The sequence below is a fragment of the Actinomycetospora sp. CA-084318 genome (assembly GCF_050955885.1).
In the GTDB taxonomy this organism is placed as follows: domain Bacteria; phylum Actinomycetota; class Actinomycetes; order Mycobacteriales; family Pseudonocardiaceae; genus Actinomycetospora.
This window is the reverse complement of sequence record NZ_CP192098.1, coordinates 1,916,220-1,936,375: the sequence shown is the minus strand read 5'-3', so window position 1 is coordinate 1,936,375 and position 20,156 is coordinate 1,916,220. Positions and strand designations below refer to the sequence as shown.

The following is a 20,156-nucleotide window of genomic DNA, read 5'->3' as shown; positions in this document are numbered from 1 at the left end:
TGCACCGACGACGCTACACCCGAAACGGAGGCGCCTCCAGATATGCCCCGCGCCGATGCCGAGCGGAATCGCGCTCGCCTGCTCGAATCGGCGGCCCGCGCCTTCCAAGCAGGCGGTGACCCGACGCTGGAGAAGATCGCGCGGGACGCGGGCGTCGGGATCGGCACCCTCTACCGGCACTTCCCCACCCGCGAGGCACTCGTCGAGGCCGTCTACCGCACCGAGCTCGAGGCGCTGTGCCGCGACGTCGACCCCGGCCCGCACGCGGCGACCGCCTTCCGCGCCTGGCTCGACCGCTACGCCGAGTTCGTCCTCACCAAGCGCGGCATGGCCGACACGTTCCGCGCGATGGTCGCCGACGGATCGCTCACCTCGTTGCGGACGCGCGAGCAGGTCGACGCCGTCGTCGGGACCTTCCTGACGGCGGGTGCGGCCGACGGGTCGCTGCGTCCCGGGATCGAGCCCGACGACGTCGTGACGCTGCTCGTCGGCACGTTCGTCACCCTGCAGGGCGCCGATGACCGGGCGCGGACGGGGCGGCTGCTGGACCTGGTGGTGTGCGCTGCGCGAAGCACATCACCGCCAGCCGCCAGTCGAACCACGGCCCGGACGACGCCGAGGCGATCGCCTGCGTGAGGTGCTCGTCGAACAGCGCGGCCGACACCGCGGCCCGCCGGGACGGCTCCAGTCCCTGCAGCAGCGGTTGGCCGAAGGACACCCGGATCGCGGCCGCGGCCGCCCGCGCGTAGTCGTCGCCGGCCCCGTACTGGCGCCACAGCGGATCGCCCAGCTCCACCGACTCGTACCGCTCGAGCACCAGGCCGAGGTCGGCGGACAGCGGGGCCCGCCACTCCGCCTCGGTGCGGTACCAGGCCGGCACCACCATCGCGTCCCGCTCCGCCGCGGAGAGCACCCCGCGCTCGACGAGGAGCGCCAGTCCGCGGGCGAGTTCCTCCATCACGGGCTCCGCGCCCGAACGCCGCGGGGAGCCGTACGCCGCGCCACTGACGACGACGAGCCGCGCCCCGGGCCGCAGCTCGGTCGCCCTCGCCGTCAGGAACGCCGACCAGTCGGCCGCCGCGCCGCGTTCCCACGCGACGGCCTGCTCCCCCGTGGCGACGGTCGGCCAGAACCCGTCCAGCGGACCCGGGACCTCGCGCATCCAGTGCACCGCGATCGAGCTCCACCCGAGGCCGACGGTGCCGGACGGGAGCAGCTGCTCGTAGAACGACCGGCCGATGGCGGCCGTGTACACGCCCGGCCGGCGGTAGCTCGCCGGGTCGTCGGCCACGGTGCGGAAGAGCGAGGTGAAGTCGTTGTCCGGCAGGTCGGTGTGGACGACGACGACCGGCCGGTCACCCCGGGCGCCCCGGACGGCGTCGACGGCCGCCCCCATCGGCGCCAGCGAGTTCCGGCCCTCGGAGGCGCCGTAGTCGACCACGGTGACCGTGCCGTCCGGCCCGGGCGGCGCGGTCCGCGCCGCCGCCCGCACCAGGTCGAGCGCGAACTCCGCCGACGCGGCCTGCGCCGAGGCGTGGGCGTTGTACCGCCCGCCGCCCTCCATCGCCGTCATGTGCGCTCCGCGCCTGTGAGTACAAATCCGTGCCCTGGCACGGAAAAGTACTCACGAGGCCGTAGGCCTCCTGAGGAACTGCCCCGTCGGCTCGCCGACGACCTTGCCGTCGGCGAAGACCGTGCGTCCGCGCAGGATCGTGCGGGTCACGGTCGAGCCGATCTCCAGCCCGCGGAACGGGGTGTACTCCTGGGTCGACTCGGAGTCGGCCGGGTCGACGACCCACGAGCGGTCGGGGTCGACGAGCGCGATGTCGGCGTCGAAGCCCGGCGCGAGGTCGCCCTTCGTGGCGCCGAGCCCGAAGCGCTGCGCCGGCGCGGTCGACGTGAGCTCCGCGATCCGCGACAGCGGCAGCCCCCGCTTCAGTCCCTCCCCCACGAGCCCGGGCAGCAGGTACTCGGTGCCGCCGAAGCCGGACTTGGCCGCGAAGACGTCCTCGTGGTCGTCGCCGAACTTCGTGGCCTCCTTGCAGCAGGCGTGGTCGGACACGACCCACGAGACGTCGCCCGCGAGCACGTGCCGCCACAGCGCCTCGACGTCCTCGCGCGGGCGCAGCGGCGGGTTGACCTTGCCGCCCACGCCGTCGGCGGTGTGGATGTCGGCGAGCAGGTGCCCGACCGTCACCTCCCGCCGGAAGTCCACGTGCGGGAACGTCTGCGCCATCAGCATCGCGGCCTCGAGGGCCTTGCCCGACGACAGGTGGAGCAGGTTGATCGTCGGGAGTCCGGTCTCGTGCGCGAGGTAGGACGCGATCGTCACGGCGAGGCCCTCGGAGTGCGGCGGGCGCGACGCGCTGTAGGCCTCCAGCCCCGAGAGCCGGCCCTCCTGCTCGACGATCTTCGTGTACGCCGTCATGATCTCGGCGGTCTCGCAGTGCAGCGACAGCGAGATGGCGTCCGCGATGTCCGGGCGCGCCTCGCGGGCACGCTGGATGCCGCGCATGACGAACTCGAAGTGCGCGATGTCGTAGCGCTCGCCCTCGGGGATCATGAGGAAGTCGTTCTGGTCGTTCGAGCGCCCGTGCAGCCCGTGGCTGCCGTAGAACATGAAGATCTTGAACGACGTGACGCCGTGCTCGTCGACCAGCGCCGGGATCTCGTCGATGTGCCCGGCCTGCATCGGGGCGAGGTGGAAGGCGTAGTCGACGTACGAGCGGCCCTCGGAGGCCTCGAGCACACGCGGGAAGAACTCGGCGTACGGGCCGCCGGTGTTCAGGTAGTACTGCCCGGTGCGCATGTAGGTCAGCGAGGTGGTGACGCCGCCCTGCGCGCACGCCCGGCTCTCGGTCGCGGTGTCCTCGTCCAGCGGGTTGTAGATGCCCCAGTGCTGGTGGGCGTCGACCACGCCGGGGAACGCGAGCTGCCCGTGCCCGTCGACGACCTCGCGGGCGTCGGTCCCGAGGTCGGGTCCGACGGCGGTGACGCGGCCGCCGTCGACGGCGATGTCGCCGAGCGGGGCGTCGTCGACCCCGGGGCGGACGACGCGGACGTTGCGCAGGATCAGGTCGTGGGTCATGCGGGGACCTCCTGGTGGGTCAGCAGGGACGCGAGGTGGTCGGCGGCCCGGTAGGCCAGGCCGAGGGCGGGGAGCAGGCCGTTGCCGGCCAGGTAGCCGGCCGCGCCGTGGCCGGACATCCCGACCGCGGCACCCCCGGACGCGTAGAGCGGGCCGAGCGGGCGCCCGGCGGGGTCGAGCACGCGGGCGTCGGCGTCGACGGCGAGCCCTCCCTGGGTGTGGAAGAGGGCGGGCACGATCTCGACGGCGGCGTAGGGCGCCTCGAGCGGGGCGGCGACGGTGCGCCGCCCGACCCGGTCGGCCGCCGACTCCCCCCGTGCGACGGCGGCCGCGTCGGCGATCTCCGCGTAGAGCACCGCGGCGTCGACCCCGATCCGGTCGGCGAGCTCTCCCACCGACGCGCCCCACCGCACCGCGCCGGCGTCGACGACGTCGCGGTAGTCGGTGAACCCCTGGGTCGCCGCGTCGATCCGGGCGTCGAACACGACCCAGCCGCGGGCGCCGGGGCGGCCCGCGAGCATCGCGGCGTACTCCGAGTAGCCGACCGTCTCGTCGGCGAAGCGGCGCCCGTCGGCGTCGATCACGATCGCGCCGTTCATGACGGTGGTCCAGGTCAGCAGGGTGCGCGCGGAGGCGGAGAGCCCGGCGTGACCCTGGTAGGCGTCGAGGAACCCGGAGGCCGCGCCCAGCTCGCCGCCGAGGCGCAACGCGTCGCCGGTCGAGTACTCGCTGCCGTGGTAGGCCGCGTCGGCGATCTCGGGCAGGTACTGCGCGACGAGCTCCGGCGAGGCGCCGTAGCCGTTGGTCGCGAGCAGGACGGCCGCCGCGGTCAGCTCCTCCGATCCGCCGTCGGGCCGGGTGAGCGTGACCCGCCACGACCCGCCCTCGGGGTCGAGGCCCGTCAGCCGCGCCGGGCACAGCAGGTCGATCGACGACGACGCCTCCACGGCGTCGGCGAGCCCGCGCAGCAGCGTCGAGCCGTGGTGGCCGGGCAGCGTGTGGCAGCGCCGCACGGAGTGGCCGGGGTAGTCGACCGCGGCGAGCTCGACCGGCAGCCCGACGTGGTCGGCCAGCCACTCCACGAGCTCCGCCCCGAGGTGCGCGAGGGTGCCGGCGACCACCGGCTCGGCCTCGCCGTGGGTCTTCGCGGCGACGTCGGCGAGGAAGCGTTCCGGGGAGTCCTCGACGCCCGCGGCGCGCTGGAAGCGGCTGCCGGGCCCCGGGATCATCGCCGTCGACATCGCCGTGTTGTTGCCCCGCCGGAAGTGCGGGTTCGCCTCGGCGACCACCACCTGCCGGCCGTGCTGCGCGGCCCGCAGCGCCCCGGCGAGACCACCGCCCGCGCCGGCGACGAGCAGGTCGACGTCCGCCATGCTCGACCTCCGTTCCGCTGGAAGAAACGCACCGGGATGGGTGCGTCCCGACTCATGAGAGCACTTCGCAGCCCTCTGCACAACGACGAGCGGCCATCGGCTTGACGGCACCCGCCCCGACGATGAACCCTGTGTTTCGTCCAGCGGTACGACCTGGAGGTGGCGGTGCCCGAACAGACCGGCGGGACCGAGGCGACGGCCCGGGTGGCGGACGTGCTGCTGCTGTTCGTCGACGGCCCGTCGACCCAGGGGGTCTCGCACATCGCCCGGGAGCTGGGGCTGTCGAAGGCGGTCGTGCACCGCATCCTCACCTCGCTGGCCGGGCGCGGGATGGTCGCGCTGGACCCGGTGAGCCGGGAGTACCGGCTCGGTCCGGCCGCCGCCGCGATCGGGGCGCGGGCGCTGCGCGAGTCCGACCTGCGCCAGGCCGCACTCCCCCTGCTCCGCGAACTGCGCGACGAGACACGCGAGACCGCCACGCTCTCCACGCCGGTGCCGCACGGCCGGGTCTACCTGGACCAGGTCGTCGGCACCCACGAGATCAAGATGACCGTCGAACTGGGCCGACGGTTCCCCCTGCACGCCGGCAGCTCGGGCAAGTGCATGCTCGCGTTCCTCGACGCCGAGGGCCGCGAGGAGGTCCTCGCCGAGCCGCTGGAGGCCCTCACCCCCGGCACCGTCGTCGACCCCGACGTCCTGCGCGCCGAGCTCGACCGCATCGTCGCCGCGGGCTACGCGGCCTCGATGGGCGAGCGCCAGGCCGACGCCGGATCGGTCGCCGCCCCGGTGTTCGGGGTGTCCGGCGACGTGCTCGGCGCCATCTCGGTGTGCGGGCCCCGCTACCGCGTCACCGACGAGTTCGTCACCGCGATCGCACCGCGCGTCGTCGCCGTGGCCGACCGCATCTCCCACCGTCTCGGCGCCGCCCCGCGGCGCCCGGAAAGGACCGCATGACCGCCCTCGCCGGACTCAAGGTCCTCGACGTCGCGACCCTGTTCGCCGGTCCGCTCGCCGCCACCCTGCTCGGCGACCACGGCGCCGACGTGATCAAGGTCGAGCACCCGCGCGGCGACCCGAGCCGCACCCACGGCGCCGCGAAGGACGGCGTCGGCCTGTGGTGGAAGATGCTCGGCCGCAACAAGCGCTCGATCACGCTCGTGCTCTCCACGCCGGAGGGCCAGGACGTGTTCCGGGAGCTCGCCGCGGACGCCGACGTGATCATCGAGAACTTCCGCCCCGGCACCCTGGAGCGCTGGGGGCTCGGCCCCGACGTGCTGCGCGAGCGCAACCCCGGGCTCGTCCTCGCGCGGGTCACCGGCTTCGGCCAGTTCGGCCCGTACGCGTCGCGCCCCGGCTTCGGCACGCTCGCCGAGGCCATGAGCGGGTTCGCCGCGATCACCGGCGAACCCGACGGCCCGCCCACCCTGCCTCCGTTCGGGCTCGCCGACGGCGTCACCGCGCTGACCACCGCCTTCGCGATCATGACGGCGCTGCGGGCCCGCGAGCAGACCGGGCGCGGCCAGGACGTCGACATGGCCATCATCGAGCCCCTGCTCACGGTGCTCGGCCCGCAGCTCATCGCCTACGACCAGCTCGGCGAGCTGCAGCCCCGGCACGGCAACCGCTCCTCGAACAACGCGCCGCGGAACACCTACCAGTGCGCCGACGGCCGCTGGGTCGCCGTGTCCACGAGCGCGCAGTCGATCGCCGAACGCGTCATGCGGCTGGTCGGGCGCCCGGAGCTGATCGACGAGCCGTGGTTCGCCGCCGGGTGGTCGCGCGCCCAGCACGCCGACGAGCTCGACGAGGCGGTCGGGGCCTGGATGGCCGCCCGCGACCGCGACGAGGTGGTCGCCGCGTTCGAGAAGGCCGAGGCGGCCGTCGCCCCGATCTACACCGCGGCCGACGTGCTCGCCGACCCGCAGTACGACGCGCTCGGCAGCGTCGTCACCGTCGACGACGACGAGCTCGGCCCGATCCGCTTCCAGAACGTCCCGTTCCGGCTCTCCGAGACCCCGGGCGCCGTGCGCACCGCGGGACCGCCCCTGGGCCGGCACACCGCCGAGGTCCTCGGCGAGCTCGGGATCGACGCGCAGCGGCTCGAGCAGCTGCGCGCCGCGGGGGCGGTGTGAGCGCGTTCGGGGTCGCCCGGAGCTGGCTCTACGTGCCCGGCCACCGGCCCGACCTCGTCGCGAAGGCCCTCGCCGGCGACGCCGAGGCGGTCGTCGTCGACCTCGAGGACGCCGTGCCGGTCGGCGCGAAGCAGGCCGCCCGGGAGACGGTCGGGATCCTGCGCACCGAGAAGCCGCTCTGGGTGCGGATCAATCCGTTTCCCGACAGAGCAACCGAGCACGCCGATAGGGAGGCCGGTCGGCTCGACCTCGAGGCGCTCGCCGGGCTGCCCGTCGACGGGGTCCGCATGCCGAAGGCGACCGATCCCGTCGTCGTGCGGGACGTCGCCCAGGCGCTGGACCGGCCACTGCACCTGCTGCTGGAGTCGGCGCTCGGCGTGGAGCGGGCCTTCGAGCTCGCGAGCGCGCACGAGCTCGTCGTCGGGCTCTCCCTCGGCGAGGCCGACCTCGCCGCCGACCTGCGCGTGCGCGACCGCACCGCGCTGGAGTGGGCGCGGCAGCGGGTCGTCGTCGCGAGTCGCGCCGCGGGCCTGGCCAGCCCGGTCGCGCCGGTGTGGACCGACGTCGCCGACCTGACCGGCCTCGCCGCCGACTCCGCCGCCGCCCGCGAACGCGGTTTCCACGGCCGCTCGGTGATCCACCCCCGCCAGATCCCGGTGGTGCACCGCGCCTTCACCCCCTCCCCCGACGAGCTCGCCCGCGCCCGGGCGCTGCTCGCCTCGCTGGAGGACTCGACCGAGACCGCGTTCCTCGACGCCGACGGCCGCTTCGTCGACCCCGCCGTCGTCGCCGGGGCGCGGGCCCTGCTCGCGCAGAACCAGGAGACGTGATGACCACCGCGACCTCGACCCGCGCCCTGCTCGACGCGATCGGCGGCGGCGTCCGCACCGTCGAGCTCGGCCAGCCGCTGTTCACCGGCATGCCGTGCTCGCCGAACCACCCCGGCTTCCGGATGACGCTCATCCGCCGCCACGGCGACATGGTCCGGCCCGACGGCGGGTCCGCCTCCAACGAGATGATCGTGACCGGCGGCCACGTCGGGACCCACGTCGACGCCCTGTCCCACGTCAGCCACGAGGGCTGCCTGCACGGCGGGGTCGACGCGATGGAGGCCCAGGTCGGCGGCGTGCACCGCGAGCACGGCGCCGAGACGATCCCGCCGATGATCACCCGCGGCGTCCTGCTCGACGTCGCGGCCGCCCGCGGCGTGGACTCGCTCGCCCCGGGCGAGGCCGTGACGGCCGACGACCTGGCCGCCGCCGGTCCGGAGCCGCGGGCGGGCGACGTCGCCCTCGTGCGCACCGGCTGGGCCCGCCACTTCGGCGACGCGGCGACCTACCTCGGGCAGGCCGACGGCGTGCCGGGCGTCGACGAGAGCGGCGCCCGCTGGCTCGCCGAGCGCGGCGTGGTCGCGGCCGGCGGCGACACCACGGCCTTCGAGTGCATCCCGCCCGGCGCCGGCCACCGGGTGCTGCCGGTGCACCGGATCCTGCTCGTGGAGCACGGCATCCACATCATCGAGCACCTCGCGCTCGAGGACGCGCACGACGCCGGCCTCACCGAGTTCCTGTTCGTCATGGCGCCGCTGCGCATCGTCGGAGGCACCGGATCGCCGGTGCGCCCCGTGGCGGTGGTGGCGTGAGGACCCCCGCCCAGCAGGTCGCCGACCTCGCCGCGAAGGTCGCCCACGAGGGCCTGCCCGACGAGCTCCGCGACGACCTCGCCGCCCGCACCGTCGACCTGCTCGGCAACTGCCTGGGCGCCCGTGCCGAGGAGCCGGGACGGATCGTCTCGGCGGTCGTCGACGAGTGGGGAGGGACCGGGGCGGCGACCTCGTTCGCCGACGGCTCGTCGCTGCCCGCCCCGTCGGCCGCCCTGGTCAACGGCACACTCGCGCACTCCCTCGACTTCGACGACACCCACCTGCCGTCGGTGCTGCACCCCTCCGCGGCCGTGCTGCCCGCGGCGTTCGCGGTGGCCGAGGCGGTCGGGGCGAGCGGGCCGGCGTTCCTCGACGCCGCCGCCGTCGGGGTGGAGCTGACCTGCCGGCTCGGCATGGCCGGGTACGACGAGGATCTCGGCAACTCGGTGTTCTTCGAGTACGGCCAGCACGCGACCGCGATCTGCGGCGCGGTCGGCGCGGCGCTCGCGGCCGGGATGCTGCGGGGGTTGGACGCCGAGCAGCTCACCTCGACGATCGGCATCGCCGCCTCGATGGGCGCCGGCGTCATCGAGGCGAACCGGACCGGCGGCACCGTCAAGCGGGTGCACTGCGGCTGGGCGGCACACGCCGGGGTCGCGGCCGCCGACCTCGCCCGTCACGGCCTCACCGGGCCGCCGACCGTGCTCGAGGGCCGCTTCGGGTTCCTGCAGGCCTTCTGCGGCGACCGGGTGCGGATCGAGGAGGTCACCGAGGGGCTGGGCGAGCGCTGGGAGACCCTGCGCGTGTTCTACAAGCCCTACCCCTGCAACCACTTCACGCACGCCGGGATCGACGCCGCGCTCGCCCTGCGCGACCGCGGGGTCCGTCCCGACGACGTCGAGCGCCTCGTCCTGGGCATCCCGGGTCCGGTGATGCGCACGATCGCGGAGCCGCCGGAGGAGAAGGCGCACCCGCGGTCGGGCTATCACGCGGCGTTCTCCGGCCCGTACACCGTCGCGGCCGCCCTGACCGGCGAGCGCGGTGGGCTCGGCGTCTCGCACGCCGACTTCACCGACGCCGCGGCGGCCGACCCGGCCCGGCTCGCGGTGGCCGCCCGGGTGGAGTGCGTTCCCGACGACGAGGCCACGGCCGGGTTCCCCCGCGCCTTCCCCGCCGTCCTCACCGCCCACCTGCGCTCCGGCGAGACGCTCACCGAGCGCGTGCGCGACAACCGGGGCGGGCCCGCCCGGCCGCTGTCCGCCGACGAGCACCGGACCAAGTTCGCGATGAACGGGGGGGCGCCCGAACTCGCCGACCGGGTGTGGGAACTGCGCGGCGACCTCACCCCACGCGATCTGTCGCGCGCTCTTCGTTCCTATCAGCGGAACGATTGACAATTCGCGGTTACCGGTCTCACCAGGCCTCTTGACCCGATCTCGTTCCGGCAGCCATTCTTCACGTCGACGCCATTCGGCTTTCGTTCCTTCCAACGGAACGACAAATCCTTCCGAACAGGTGAGGACCGATGCCCACCCGCTTCCGCTGGGTCACGATCGCGCTGATCGTCGCCCTCGTCGTCATCAACTACATCGACCGCAGTGCGATCTCCTACGCGGTGACGCCGTTCAAGACCGAGTTCGGGATCACCGACACGCAGTACGGCGTGGTCTCGAGCGTGTTCTCGATCGGCTACGCCGTCTTCGCGTTCCTCTCCGGCCCGCTGGTCGACCGGTTCGGGCCGCGCAAGGTGCTCATCACCGCGGTCGCCCTCTTCTCGCTGACCACGGCGCTGATCCCGCTCGCCGGCGGGTTCGTCGGGCTGCTGCTCATCCGCATCGTGCTCGGCGCGGCCGAGGCCCCGGCGTTCCCCGCCGCGACCCGGACGGCGGGGCGCTGGCTGCCCGCCGCCGAGCGCGGCTTCGCCCTCGCCCTGATCGGCGGGGTGGCGGTCTCGGGCAGCCTGCTCATCGCCGGCCCCCTGCTCACGCAGCTCATCGGCGCCGTCGGCTGGCGCGGCATGTTCTGGGTGATCGGCGGGCTGGGCCTGCTGTGGATCGTCGTCGCGGCCGGCCTGCTGCGCAGCACCCCGGAGGACGCCCCGCAGGTCAACGAGGCCGAGCGGGCGCTCATCCTCGCCGGGCGCGAGGCCGAGGTGGAGCACGAGTCGCCCGGGCGCACCGACTGGGGCGCGATCTTCCGCAACCGCAACCTGTGGATCTGCGCGATCGGCTACTTCTCCTGGGGCTTCATGTTCTGGGGCTTCATGTACTGGCTGCCGCAGTTCCTCTCCACCTCGTTCGGGCTCTCGCTCAAGGCGGTCGGTGCCTTCTCGATCGCCCCGTGGGCCGCGGGCGTCGTCGGCGCCCTCGTCGGCGGGTTCCTCGTCGACCGGGTCTACCGGCGCACGCAGAGCGTGCGGAGCCGCTACACGATCATGGGCGTCGCGCTGCTGTGCTCCGGCGCCTCGCTGATCCCCGTGTTCCTCGACCCGACGCTGACCGTCGCCCTGATCTTCATCTCCTGCGGCGTCGGGTTCGGCTTCGTCACCGGCGGCATCTGGTGGGTCGCCTCGATCGACGCCGAGCCCCGTCAGCCGGGTACTGCAGCCGGGTTCGCCGACGCCGCGTTCGCGATCTCCGGCGTCATCGCGCCGGTCGCCATGGGTGCCATCGTCCAGAGCACCGGCACGTTCACCAGCGGGTTCGTGACGATGTCCGTGCTCGCGCTGGTCGGTGCCCTGCTGATGCTGTTCGCGACGAAGGAGCCGGCCCGCGAGGAGCGCCCCGCGCCGGTCAGCACCTAGGACGGCGCGCGCACAGCACCACGGTCGGACCGATCGGCGGGTCGGGCGGGAGCTGCAGGTCGGCGACGAGCTGCAGCCCCGCCCGGTCGAGCAGGTCGACCAGCTGCTCCGGGCGCCACCGGTGGGTCGTCCACCGCACCGGGACCCCGTAGGCCTCGGTGCGCTCGAGGTCGTCGTCGCCGACGTGCGTCGCGAGCAGCACCTGACCGCCCGGGACCAGCGCCCGGGCGAACGCCGCGAGGACCTCCGGCAGCACGTCGCGCGGCAGGTTGAACAGCGACCACCACCCGAGCAGCCCGCCGTGGGACGCGTCGGGGAGGTCCAGCTCCGTCGCCGACGCCACCGCGAACTCGCAGGTCGGGTGCAGCCGGCGGGCGTGCTCGGCCATGCGTGGCGAGAGGTCCACGCCCCGCACGTCCAGGCCGCGCTCCGCGAGGTACGCCGTGACCAGCCCGGGCCCGCACCCGACGTCCAGCACCGGTCCGAGCCCGGCCACCGACGCCGCGAACGCGTCGACGGCCGCCTGCAGCCAGGGGTGCGTGCGGATGTCGCCCAGCCCCGTCGTCTCCACCATCTCGACGTAGGCGTCGGCCGCCCGGTCGTAGGACTCACGCACGGCGTCGAGGTCGTCGGGGCGGCGCACGGTGTCGGAGCCTAGCCCGGTCACCCCGTCGCGCTCGGCATGATCAACTGCCTACCGCGCGCACCGCGGCGTCCAGCTCACGGACCAGCTCGCCGACCCGTTCCCCACCGTCCGGCGCCGCCGGGTACCGCCGCAGGACGGTCCCGACGACGGGGTCGGCCAGGTCCGCCACCGCCGCCACCCCGACCTCCTCACCGCGCAGCTCCCGCGCCCGGATCGCGTGCGCGCCCGCCCCGACGACGTGCCGGACCTGGGTGGCATCGGCCAGCGGGTGCAGGTAGCCGGCCCCGGCGGCGGCCATCGCGGCGCGGGCCGCCTGCTCGGCGACCGGGTTCCCGGCCTCCCGCGCCGCCCGTCCGGCCGCCCACGCCGTGTCCCGCATCGCCCGCGTCCGGGGCCCGCCGTCGGCGAACGCCGCAGCCGCATCGATCGCCGCCCGCGGGCGGTCGTCGTCGGGAAGGACCTCCTCGACGAGCGGCAGGACGGTGCGCGCGCAGGCGACCGCGAACCCGGCCACCGACCGCAGTTCGTCGAGGGTCAGCTCCACGGGTCCGACCGTAGGGGTGGATCGCCGATCCGTGGATGAGCGGGCCGTGGCCGCCCTCGGTCGACCGCAGCAGTCTCGGTGCCAGCCCACCGAGAAGGAGTCACCATGCGGGAGATCACCGTCCCCGACCTCACCGGCCGCCTCGCCGTCGTCACCGGCGGCAGCGACGGGGTCGGCCTCGGCATCGCCACCCGGCTCGCCGCGGCGGGCGCCGAGGTCGTGCTGCCCGTGCGCAACCCGCGCAAGGGCGAGGCCGCGCTCGCCACCATCCGGGAGGCCGCCCCGTCCGCCCGCGTCGAGCTACGCGAGCTCGACCTGTCCTCGCTCGCGTCCGTCGACGCCCTCGGCGCGACCCTGCGCCGCGAGGGCCGGCCGATCCACCTGCTCGTCAACAACGCCGGCGTCATGACGCCGCCCGACCGACAGGTCACCGTCGACGGCTTCGAGCTGCAGTTCGGGACCAACCACCTCGGGCACGTCGCGCTCGTCGCGACCCTGCTGCCGCTGCTGCGGGCCGGGAGCGCCCGGGTGGTGCACCAGATCAGCGTGGCGGCGATGCGCGGCACGATCCACTGGGACGACCTGCAGTGGGAGCGCTCCTACGACGGCATGGCCGCCTACCGCCAGTCCAAGATCGCGTTCGGGCTGTACGGCCTGGAGCTCGAGCGGCGGAGCCGGGCGAACGGCTGGGGCATCACCAGCCTGCTGTCGCACCCCGGCGTCGCGCCGACCAGCCTCCTCGCGGCGCGCCCCGAGCTCGGCCGGTCGCAACCCGCGCGGGGTCGGCGCGTCATCGGCGCCCTGTCCCGGATCGGCCTCCTCGGGAACGCGGAGAGCGCCGGGCTCCCGGCCCTCCTCGCCGCCACCTCCCCCGACGCGCGCGGCGGTCACCTCTACGGCCCGTCCGGCCCCGGGCACGTCGGCGGCGGACCCGCCGAGCAGGCGCTCTACCGCCCGTTGCGCGACGACGCCGAGGCCCTCCGGGTGTGGCGGGTGTCCGAGGAGCTCCTCGGGCGGCTCACCCCGTCCTGAGCCCGAGCGTCACGAGCGCAGCGTCCGGGCCCTCCCAGACGTGCGCGGTCCAGCCGTGCACGCGGGCGGCCTCGACGTTGCGCGGGCGGTCGTCGAAGAAGACGCACTCGTCCGGCGTCGTGCCGTAGGCGTGGTCGGCCGCGGCGTAGACGGCCGGGTCGGGCTTGACCAGCCCGACCTCGGCCGAGAACACCAGCGTCTCGAACCCGCGCGACCAGTCGGCGTCCCGCACGGTCCGCGCCAGGTGCGCCGGGGCGTTCGACAGCACGGCGGTGCGCTGCCCGGCCAGCGCGGCGAGGAAGGCCGCCGATTCCGACGACAGGTCCGCCCACTTGGTCGCGTCGATCGCGGTCAGCTCGCGGGCGTCGCCGGGAGTGACGGCCACGCCGAGCCGCTCGCCCACGGCACGCCAGTAGTCCAGGTCGGAGCCGCCGAGGTCGAAGGCCTCCCGCGGCCCGTAGTAGACCTCCTCGAGCGCGGGGGTCGACACGCCGAGCCGCGACGCCACGGCTGCCATCACCTCGTCCGAGCGCACGAGGACACCGCCGAGGTCCAGGACGATCACCAGGTGAGCTCCGCTCCTGTGAGTAGTAATCCGTGTCCGAACACGGAAAAGTACTCACGGGCGCGCAGCGCACATGAGGTCGGCCAGGTCCGCGGCGCCCGGCACGGAGCGGACGTGGACGTGCACGGTCCGGCCCAGCGGCGGATCGAGCGGCAGCACCACGACGCCCGCGGGCAACGGGTCCGGCAGCGCCAGGGCGGGCAGCACGCCGACGGTGATCCCCGCCGCGGCCATGGCGAGCACCGTCCCGACGTCGCGCACCACGTGCGCCGGCACCCACGACTCGCCGTGCGCCACGTACCCGTCCTCCAGCTGTGGTCCGCAGGTGCCGCCCGGGTCGGCGACCCCGGCCTCGACCAGCGTCCGGAGCCCGACCGGCCCGCGCCCCGCCAGCGGGTGCCGCGCCGGGAGCACGGCGAGGAACGCGTCCTCGCGCTCCAGGTGCACGTCGGCGGAGGCGAAGTGCTCCGGGCCCCACGTCGACACCGCGAGGTCGACGGTCCCCGCCGCGAACCACGCCGCCAGCTCGTCGTCGTCGCCCTGCACCACCCAGACCCGGCCCGGCACCCGCCGCACCACCGCGGGCACCAGGCGGACCGTCGCCGAGTGGACCGCGCCCATTCGGAGGTCGGCCCGCTCGCCCCGCTGCGCCAGGCCCGCCACGGCGTCGAGGTGACCCCGCACCGCCCGGGCGTGGTCGGCGACCTCCCGGCCGGTCGCGGTGAGCGTGACGACCGGCCCGCGGTGCGCCACGGGCACGCCGAGCCGACGCTCCAGGGTGGCCACCGACCGACTCACGGCCGACTGCGTCCGGCCCAGCGCCGCGGCCGCCCGGGTGAAGCTGCCGTGCTCGGCGAGCGCGAGCACCGCGTCGAGCTGGGCCAAGGCGACATCCATGAGTCCACATCATGCCGGTCAGGAGGAGAAGTCGTTGGACTCATCCGTCCCGGCGGCCTTCTCCTGTCGCCATGCCCGCCCGCGTCGTGCTCGCCCTCGTCTCCCTGTGGCTCTGCTGGGGCTCCTCGTTCCCCGCGATGCGCGTCATGGTCGGGACGCTGCCGCCGCTCACCACGTCCGGCGCGGTCTTCCTGACGGCGGGCGTGGTCCTCACGGTGGCGCACGCCCGGGACCTCCGGCGCACGGCGCCGCTCGCGCTGCGGCGGGCGACGCTGGTCGGTGTGTGCCTGCTGGGCGCGCAGGGGCTCGCGGTCGTCGCGGTGGTGCACGTGCCGGCGTCGACCTCGGCACTGCTCGCGGCGTCGATCCCGCTGTGGCTGGTGGTGCTGCGGGTGGTGACCGGCGAGCGGGTCGGGGCACGGGAGCTCGCGTGCCTGGTCGTCGGGCTCGCCGGGGTCGTCGTGATCGTCCTGGTCGAGGCGGGCGGGCCGGGGTGGACGCCGTGGGTGCTGCTGGTCCTCGGCACGAGCGTGCTGTGGGCGACCGGCACGCTGGTGGCCGCCCGCAGCGTCGTCCTCCCCGCCCCCGGGGCCGCCACCGCGGTACAGCTCGTCACCGGTGGCGCCCTCGTCCTCACCGCCGGCCTGGTGCTCGAGCCGGCCCCGTCCGTCGTCGGGAACGCCTCCTCCTGGGCGGCCGTCGCCGTGCTCCTCGTGGCCGACTCGCTCGCCGGCTTCGCGCTGTTCACCTGGCTGCTGCGGCATGCGCCGGTGTCGGTGGTCGGGACCTACGCGTACGCGGTGCCGGTGGTCGCCTACCTCGCGGGCGTGCTCGTGCTGGGCGAGCCGTTCCACCCGGTGGTGCTGGTCGGCGCCGCGCTGGTGCTGGGCGCGGTGGCAGGTGCGCTCCGCGCCCGTGAGTACTAATCCGTGCTGGAGCACGGATTAGTACTCACAGGTGCGTCAGCACACCTTCGCAGGAGCGCACGACCGCCCGGGCGACCTCGGCCGCCGCGCGTGAGGTCAGCGGCGACTCCGCCCGCGTGCGCCACCGGTCCAGCGTCTCGAGCGCCGCGACCCTGGGCTCGTCGGCGCCGCCGAGACGTTCGGCCACGCCCGGTCCGTCGCCGCCGAGCAGGCGCTCGGCCTCGGGCTGGGTGTCGCCGGGCATCGTCACCTGTCCCTGGCGCAGCGCGGCGAGCAGGCGCTGCTCGGTGAACTCGTGGGCGCCGGAGAGGACCCGCTCCAGCTCGGCGGCGAGCGGCCCGGAGTCGGGACGCGGCGCCCGCGCGAGCACCATCTCCACCGCGAGCAGCGCCGACCGGGCCTTGTGCACGTCGCGCCGCCCGACGACCCGGGAGGCGAGCACCTCGCGCAGCTCCTCCAGCCCGGACCGGCGCACCAGCTCCTCGGCCAGCGACACCGAGTCGACCACGCCCCGGCCGGTCCGCGCCCCGCGGCGCAGCACGGTGGTCGCGGTGCGGATGCCGTACACGCCGAACCGGTCCATCAGTGCGCGCCGCGTCGGAGCGTCCAGCCGCACGCCGTCCGGGTCGGACGCGAGGGCCTCGGCGACGACGGCGGGCGGCTCGGCCGCGCAGAACCGGTCGACCGAGAGGAGCAGCGCGTCGACCTCGGCGCGCGGCGCCCGGGCGAGCGCGCGCAGCGCCGTGAACTCGGCCTGCCGCAGCGTCCGCGCGGTCTCGGCGAGCAGCCCGTCGACGGCGACGACGGTCTGGCACAGCGGCCGCAGCGCCGGGTCGGTGCGGTACGCGTCGGCGACGCGACCCGCCGTCGTGATGGCGTCCAGTCCCCCGCCGCCGATCTCGTCGGCGCGGGAGAGGACCACGACCGTGCCGGACGCGCCCACCGCGCCGAGCCCGCCCGCACCGCCGCGGGCGAGGTCGGCGAACGCCTCGAGGAACCCGACGTCGTTGCGGTGGGCGTGGCGCATCAGGTAGACGACGGCGTCGGCGCCGGAGGGGCGGTCGTCGGGGGTGACGAACGCGAGGGTGCGCCGCGAGTTCGTCTCGCGGATCGAGTCGAGCCCCGGGGTGTCGACGAGCGTCGTCTCGGCCAGCCCGCGCGACGGCCAGTCGACGAGGAGCCGCCCGACCCGCGCCGGGTCGACCCCGCGCAGGTCGATCCGCAGCCCCTCCCGATCCTGCGCGAACGGCACCGGGCCGCGCCGCCCGTCGACGTCCTCCCGCGTCACCGTCGGCGAGGGCGCGTCGCGGTACCAGGTGACCAGGCGCGTGCACTCCCCCGCGTCGGTCGCCGCCACCCGCTCCCCCACCAGCGCGTTGAGCAGCGTCGACTTCCCGGCCTTCAGCGTCCCGGCCAGCGCCACGCGCAGGGGCTCGTCGAGCCGGGCCCGAGCGTCGTGCAGCACAGCGCGTGCCCACTCGGTCGGCGGGTCCGCGGGCCCGGCGCCGTACAGCCGCTGCGCGTTCCCGACGACGGCGCGGGCCTGGTCGGTCAGCCGTCCGGGGGTCGTCCGGGGGTCCACGTGCCGGGTCACGCCCCGACCAGCCGGGCCGTCCCGACGCTCTCCCGGATCCGCCGCGCCCGCTTCTCCAGCGCGTCGAGCCGCTCGAGCTCGGCCTCGACGTCGGCGAGCCGCGCCTGGCGCTTCGCCCCGTCGGCCTCCACCGCCTTCGCCGCCTGCGACGTCGCGTTGAGGGAGCGCTCGAGCTGCTCGGCCGTGCCCGTGAAGTGGTCGCGCAGGGTCCGCTGGACCTCGCGCAGCATGTCGCGGGAGTTCTTGCCCGCCTGGAAGATCACGTCGTCGACGTGCCGGCGGACCGCCTGCTTGGCCTCGGCCTGACGACGCCGCAGCGCCCGCTTGCGCTCGTCGACCAGCGTCTTCGAGCCCAGCAGCAGGCCCGCCCCGACCGAGAAGGGGTTGAGCAGCGCCATCCCCGCGATGGTGGTGAGCATGCCGATCATCAGGACGCCACCGTAGGAGCCGCGCATCCCGATCATCAACGACTGGGAGAGCCCGAACTTCTCGTGGTCCGGCGCGGCCAGCAGGCCCACCGGGTCGGCCGCCATCGACTGCCCCTCCGGCGAGGCCATCGGCGGGAGCACCCCGGCGCCGTCCTCTGCGAAGTGGGTGGCGACCCGCTCCGCGAGCCACCGCGTGCGCTCCTCCGCCCACACCACGTTGGTGGCCACCGCCGCCGACACCTGCTGGTGCAGCCACGGGGCGAACTGCTCCCACGTCTTGGCGGGGTCGGTGTCGTCGAGGGCCGCCTCGGCGTCGGCGGTGACGGTGCGCAGCCGGTCGCGCAGGTCGTACTCGATGTCCGAGACGAGGTCCTGCGTGCCGTCGTTGAGGGTCTGCTGCCAGCGGGCGGCCCGGTCGCGCAGCGCGGCGACCCGGGCCTTCGACCGTTCCAGCTCGTCGGAGATGCGCCGCGCCCGGTCGGGGTCGGCCAGGGCGTCGCGCTCCGCCCGGAAGCGGGCGGACAGCTGCTCGCAGACGACGAGCACCTCGTCCGCGGCCATCCGGGTCCGCCGGGCCTGGCGGCCGCCGACGACCTCGGTGCGCAGCAGCTCCCGCAGCTCCGGGACACCCGACTCGGCGAGCAGGGAGGCCTCGTCGTGCAGGGCCAGCGCGGCCGAGGTGGGCAGGATCGGGAGGCGCCGCAGCGACTCGTGCGCGTGGTCGAGGTGCCCGCGGTCGAGGTCGGCGATCCGCCGCCAGTGCGGGTGCAGGTCGGTGCGCGTGAGCACCACGGCGACCGTCGGGCACACCGCGACGGCCGTGCGCACCAGGGCGAGCTCGGGGGCGGTCAGCTCCCGGCCGGCGTCGCAGACCAGCAGTACCGCGTCCGCGCCGGGCAGTTCGGCCATCGTCGACACCGACGACGGCGAGGCCAGCCCGCCCGCGCCGGGGGTGTCGACGAGCCGCATCCCCTCGAGCACGTCGACCGGCAGCGTCGCCTCGGCGTGCGACCAGCCGGCCGCGTTGTCCGGGTTGCCCGCCTCGGTGACGTGCTCGGCGAGCTGGGCGGGGGCGATCTGTTGCTGCTCCTGGCTGCCCTCGACGGCGCGGGCCAGGGTCACGGCGCGTTGAGCCCCGTACACGCAGATGGTCGGCACGGTCGTGGCCTTGTGCGCATGCGTCGGCAGGGCGCGGCCGCCGAGCACGGCGTTGACCAGCTCGGTCTTCCCGGCCTTGAACTCGCCCATGACCAGCACCCGGGCGCGGTCGTCGGCGACGCTCTCGGCCACCGTGGAGAGCCGCTTCTCCAGGTCGGGCCGCCCGTAGGCGATCGCTGCCTGGCGCGCGGTCTTCACCAGGTCGACCAGGTCCTTGCTCACCGAGCCTCCCTACACACGCGAAGGCCGGGACACGGAGTTCCGTGTCCCGGCCTCGTCGTCACCTCGGGGACGTTACGCGGCGCGCTCCGACCGTCGCGCCGCTCGTCCCCGGAGTGGGTGTTGCCCCCAGCTCAGACGGCTCAGAGAGCCGGCAGCAGCGAGTCGTGGTGGATCTCGCCGCCGTGGCTGGCGGTCTCGTGGCTGCTGAGGTCGTTGTCACTGGCGATCTTGAGCTCGTTGTCGTGGATCGACGTCGACGCGTCGGTGTCGGTGTTGCCCACGTCGTGCTGGTGGTTCGACGAGTCGACCGTGGACGAGTTGTCCTGGTGGGAGTTGTTGGTGTCCACCGAGTTGTCGTCGTGCGAGTCGGTGTTGACGCCGTTGGCGCCCGCGACCTGGTTGCCCTCGCCGAACGCGTTCGAGTTGTTCACCGTGCCGGAGCCGGTGGAGATGACGCCGCCGTCGCCGGTGCCGACGTGGTCGAGCGAGGTGGCGTTGCCCGCACCGAAGGCGGTGGTCGAGCCGTCGCCGGAGACCTGGTTGCCGTCGCCCACGAAGCTGTGGTCGCCGGTCACGATCGGGGCGTTCGAGTCGCCCTGGACCTGCACGCCACCGTGACCGATGTTGTTGGTCTCGTTGTTGACGTTCACCTCGGAGCCGTCGCCGGCCCAGATCTTGGTGACGTTGGTCGTGTTGTAGATCGTGTCGTGCGAGTCGTACGAGTAGTTGTTCGTCACGTAGTTGAGGTGCGTGACGACCTTGTCGATCTCGGAGCAGTGCGGAGCCGGGCGACCCTCGTCGTCGCAGTCGATCGGCTTGCAGTGGTGCTCGTGGTCGTCGTGGTGCTTGGGCTCGGAGTCCCAGCACTTGTCCTCGTCGCAGTCGTCCTCGTACTGCGCGCACTTCTCGGCGTCGACCTTCTCGAGGACGACGGGGAGGAGCTCCTTGATGTCGTCGACGCAGACGTTGCCGAGGCCGGCGGCCTGCAGCGCGGCGTGCGGGTCGTCGCGGAACTCGGCCAGCGCGTCGTGGTTGTTGAGGAGGTCCATCAGGAACTCGAGGAGGGTCTTGTGCTCGGCCATGGTCTCTGCCCCCAGAGGAAGTGG

18 protein-coding genes and 1 pseudogene are annotated in these 20,156 nt (G+C 74.6%); 9 read left to right on the top strand and 10 right to left on the bottom strand.

Going from position 1 to position 20,156, the window contains the following annotated elements:
• Nucleotides 1–42: 42 nt before the first annotated feature.
• The gene (locus tag ACQPYX_RS09495; RefSeq protein WP_433802654.1) at nt 43–636 is read left to right on the top strand and encodes a TetR/AcrR family transcriptional regulator; all 594 of its coding nucleotides are present in this window, start codon (nt 43–45) and stop codon (nt 634–636) included.
• A gap of 163 nt (nt 637–799) precedes the next feature.
• On the opposite strand, the pseudogene ACQPYX_RS09490 reads toward ACQPYX_RS09495, so the two are convergent.
• From ACQPYX_RS09490 to ACQPYX_RS09480, 3 genes and pseudogenes are all read right to left on the bottom strand, one after another.
• A pseudogene (locus ACQPYX_RS09490) lies at nt 800–1,564 on the bottom strand (hypothetical protein); the annotation flags it as partial.
• A 60-nt stretch (nt 1,565–1,624) separates the two neighbouring features.
• The gene (locus ACQPYX_RS09485) at nt 1,625–3,088 is read right to left on the bottom strand and encodes a dihydroorotase (protein WP_433802652.1); all 1,464 of its coding nucleotides are present in this window, start codon (nt 3,086–3,088) and stop codon (nt 1,625–1,627) included.
• The gene (locus ACQPYX_RS09480; RefSeq protein WP_433802650.1) at nt 3,085–4,461 is read right to left on the bottom strand and encodes an FAD-dependent oxidoreductase; all 1,377 of its coding nucleotides are present in this window, start codon (nt 4,459–4,461) and stop codon (nt 3,085–3,087) included. The genes ACQPYX_RS09485 and ACQPYX_RS09480 overlap by 4 nt, the downstream gene beginning before the upstream one ends.
• A gap of 165 nt (nt 4,462–4,626) precedes the next feature.
• Here ACQPYX_RS09480 and ACQPYX_RS09475 point away from each other — a divergent pair, with 165 nt between their 5' ends.
• The 6 genes from ACQPYX_RS09475 to ACQPYX_RS09450 all read left to right on the top strand — a co-directional run bounded on the left by ACQPYX_RS09475 (nt 4,627) and on the right by ACQPYX_RS09450 (nt 11,038).
• Nucleotides 4,627–5,415, top strand: coding sequence for an IclR family transcriptional regulator (locus ACQPYX_RS09475; RefSeq protein ID WP_433802648.1), 789 nt, complete (start codon nt 4,627–4,629; stop codon nt 5,413–5,415).
• The gene (locus tag ACQPYX_RS09470) at nt 5,412–6,593 is read left to right on the top strand and encodes a CaiB/BaiF CoA transferase family protein (RefSeq protein WP_433802647.1); all 1,182 of its coding nucleotides are present in this window, start codon (nt 5,412–5,414) and stop codon (nt 6,591–6,593) included. The genes ACQPYX_RS09475 and ACQPYX_RS09470 overlap by 4 nt, the downstream gene beginning before the upstream one ends.
• Nucleotides 6,590–7,423 (top strand): HpcH/HpaI aldolase/citrate lyase family protein, encoded by an 834-nt coding sequence (locus tag ACQPYX_RS09465; RefSeq protein WP_433802646.1) that lies wholly within the window; start codon nt 6,590–6,592, stop codon nt 7,421–7,423. The genes ACQPYX_RS09470 and ACQPYX_RS09465 overlap by 4 nt, the downstream gene beginning before the upstream one ends.
• Nucleotides 7,423–8,235 (top strand): cyclase family protein, encoded by an 813-nt coding sequence (locus tag ACQPYX_RS09460; RefSeq protein WP_433802645.1) that lies wholly within the window; start codon nt 7,423–7,425, stop codon nt 8,233–8,235. Before ACQPYX_RS09465 ends, ACQPYX_RS09460 begins: the two co-directional genes overlap by 1 nt.
• Entirely contained in the window at nt 8,232–9,629 is a 1,398-nt protein-coding gene (locus ACQPYX_RS09455; RefSeq protein ID WP_433802644.1) for an MmgE/PrpD family protein, read from the top strand. Before ACQPYX_RS09460 ends, ACQPYX_RS09455 begins: the two co-directional genes overlap by 4 nt.
• Before the next feature lie 131 nt (nt 9,630–9,760).
• Entirely contained in the window at nt 9,761–11,038 is a 1,278-nt protein-coding gene (locus tag ACQPYX_RS09450) for an MFS transporter (protein ID WP_433802643.1), read from the top strand.
• On the opposite strand, the gene ACQPYX_RS09445 is transcribed toward ACQPYX_RS09450, so the two are convergent.
• Both ACQPYX_RS09445 and ACQPYX_RS09440 read right to left on the bottom strand, forming a co-directional pair.
• Nucleotides 11,028–11,681 carry a class I SAM-dependent DNA methyltransferase gene (locus tag ACQPYX_RS09445; RefSeq protein WP_433802642.1) on the bottom strand — a complete coding sequence of 218 codons (654 nt, stop codon included), beginning with the start codon at nt 11,679–11,681 and terminating at the stop codon, nt 11,028–11,030. The genes ACQPYX_RS09450 and ACQPYX_RS09445 overlap by 11 nt on opposite strands.
• Before the next feature lie 43 nt (nt 11,682–11,724).
• A complete protein-coding gene (locus tag ACQPYX_RS09440) occupies nt 11,725–12,228 on the bottom strand; it encodes a putative immunity protein (protein WP_433802641.1) in 504 nt (167 codons plus the stop codon).
• A 105-nt stretch (nt 12,229–12,333) separates the two neighbouring features.
• On the opposite strand from ACQPYX_RS09440, the gene ACQPYX_RS09435 reads away from it, so the two are divergent.
• Nucleotides 12,334–13,260, top strand: coding sequence for an SDR family oxidoreductase (locus tag ACQPYX_RS09435; protein ID WP_433802640.1), 927 nt, complete (start codon nt 12,334–12,336; stop codon nt 13,258–13,260).
• Here the strand turns inward: ACQPYX_RS09435 and ACQPYX_RS09430 are convergent.
• Both ACQPYX_RS09430 and ACQPYX_RS09425 read right to left on the bottom strand, forming a co-directional pair.
• Nucleotides 13,247–13,825: an HAD-IA family hydrolase gene (locus ACQPYX_RS09430; protein ID WP_433802639.1), complete on the bottom strand. Its 579-nt coding sequence runs from the start codon at nt 13,823–13,825 to the stop codon at nt 13,247–13,249. The genes ACQPYX_RS09435 and ACQPYX_RS09430 overlap by 14 nt on opposite strands.
• Nucleotides 13,826–13,879: 54 nt before the next feature.
• Nucleotides 13,880–14,722: a LysR family transcriptional regulator gene (locus tag ACQPYX_RS09425; protein ID WP_433802638.1), complete on the bottom strand. Its 843-nt coding sequence runs from the start codon at nt 14,720–14,722 to the stop codon at nt 13,880–13,882.
• Nucleotides 14,723–14,793: 71 nt separating this feature from the next.
• On the opposite strand from ACQPYX_RS09425, the gene ACQPYX_RS09420 reads away from it, so the two are divergent.
• Complete coding sequence (locus tag ACQPYX_RS09420; protein ID WP_433802637.1) at nt 14,794–15,648, top strand: EamA family transporter; 855 nt, start codon at nt 14,794–14,796, stop codon at nt 15,646–15,648.
• A 25-nt stretch (nt 15,649–15,673) separates the two neighbouring features.
• Here the strand turns inward: ACQPYX_RS09420 and ACQPYX_RS09415 are convergent, their stop codons facing one another.
• The 3 genes from ACQPYX_RS09415 to ACQPYX_RS09405 form a co-directional block, all read right to left on the bottom strand.
• The gene (locus ACQPYX_RS09415) at nt 15,674–17,242 is read right to left on the bottom strand and encodes a dynamin family protein (RefSeq protein ID WP_433802636.1); all 1,569 of its coding nucleotides are present in this window, start codon (nt 17,240–17,242) and stop codon (nt 15,674–15,676) included.
• Nucleotides 17,239–19,050, bottom strand: a complete 1,812-nt coding sequence (locus ACQPYX_RS09410; protein ID WP_433802635.1) for a dynamin family protein — start codon at nt 19,048–19,050, stop codon at nt 17,239–17,241. Before ACQPYX_RS09410 ends, ACQPYX_RS09415 begins: the two co-directional genes overlap by 4 nt.
• A 140-nt stretch (nt 19,051–19,190) precedes the next feature.
• The gene (locus ACQPYX_RS09405; protein ID WP_433802634.1) at nt 19,191–20,132 is read right to left on the bottom strand and encodes an IniB N-terminal domain-containing protein; all 942 of its coding nucleotides are present in this window, start codon (nt 20,130–20,132) and stop codon (nt 19,191–19,193) included.
• Nucleotides 20,133–20,156 lie beyond the last annotated feature (24 nt).

Excerpts from the sequence above, each read along its gene's own strand:
- ACQPYX_RS09470 (WP_433802647.1), top strand. The coding sequence starts at position 5,412 with ATGACCGCCCTCGCCGGACTCAAGGTCCTCGACGTCGCGACCCTGTTC.
- ACQPYX_RS09405 (WP_433802634.1), bottom strand. The coding sequence starts at position 20,132 with ATGGCCGAGCACAAGACCCTCCTCGAGTTCCTGATGGACCTCCTCAAC.
- ACQPYX_RS09480 (WP_433802650.1), bottom strand. The coding sequence starts at position 4,461 with ATGGCGGACGTCGACCTGCTCGTCGCCGGCGCGGGCGGTGGTCTCGCC.
- ACQPYX_RS09485 (WP_433802652.1), bottom strand. The coding sequence starts at position 3,088 with ATGACCCACGACCTGATCCTGCGCAACGTCCGCGTCGTCCGCCCCGGG.
- ACQPYX_RS09495 (WP_433802654.1), top strand. The coding sequence starts at position 43 with ATGCCCCGCGCCGATGCCGAGCGGAATCGCGCTCGCCTGCTCGAATCG.
- ACQPYX_RS09420 (WP_433802637.1), top strand. The coding sequence starts at position 14,794 with ATGCCCGCCCGCGTCGTGCTCGCCCTCGTCTCCCTGTGGCTCTGCTGG.
- ACQPYX_RS09425 (WP_433802638.1), bottom strand. The coding sequence starts at position 14,722 with ATGGATGTCGCCTTGGCCCAGCTCGACGCGGTGCTCGCGCTCGCCGAG.
- ACQPYX_RS09450 (WP_433802643.1), top strand. The coding sequence starts at position 9,761 with ATGCCCACCCGCTTCCGCTGGGTCACGATCGCGCTGATCGTCGCCCTC.
- ACQPYX_RS09435 (WP_433802640.1), top strand. The coding sequence starts at position 12,334 with ATGCGGGAGATCACCGTCCCCGACCTCACCGGCCGCCTCGCCGTCGTC.
- ACQPYX_RS09460 (WP_433802645.1), top strand. The coding sequence starts at position 7,423 with ATGACCACCGCGACCTCGACCCGCGCCCTGCTCGACGCGATCGGCGGC.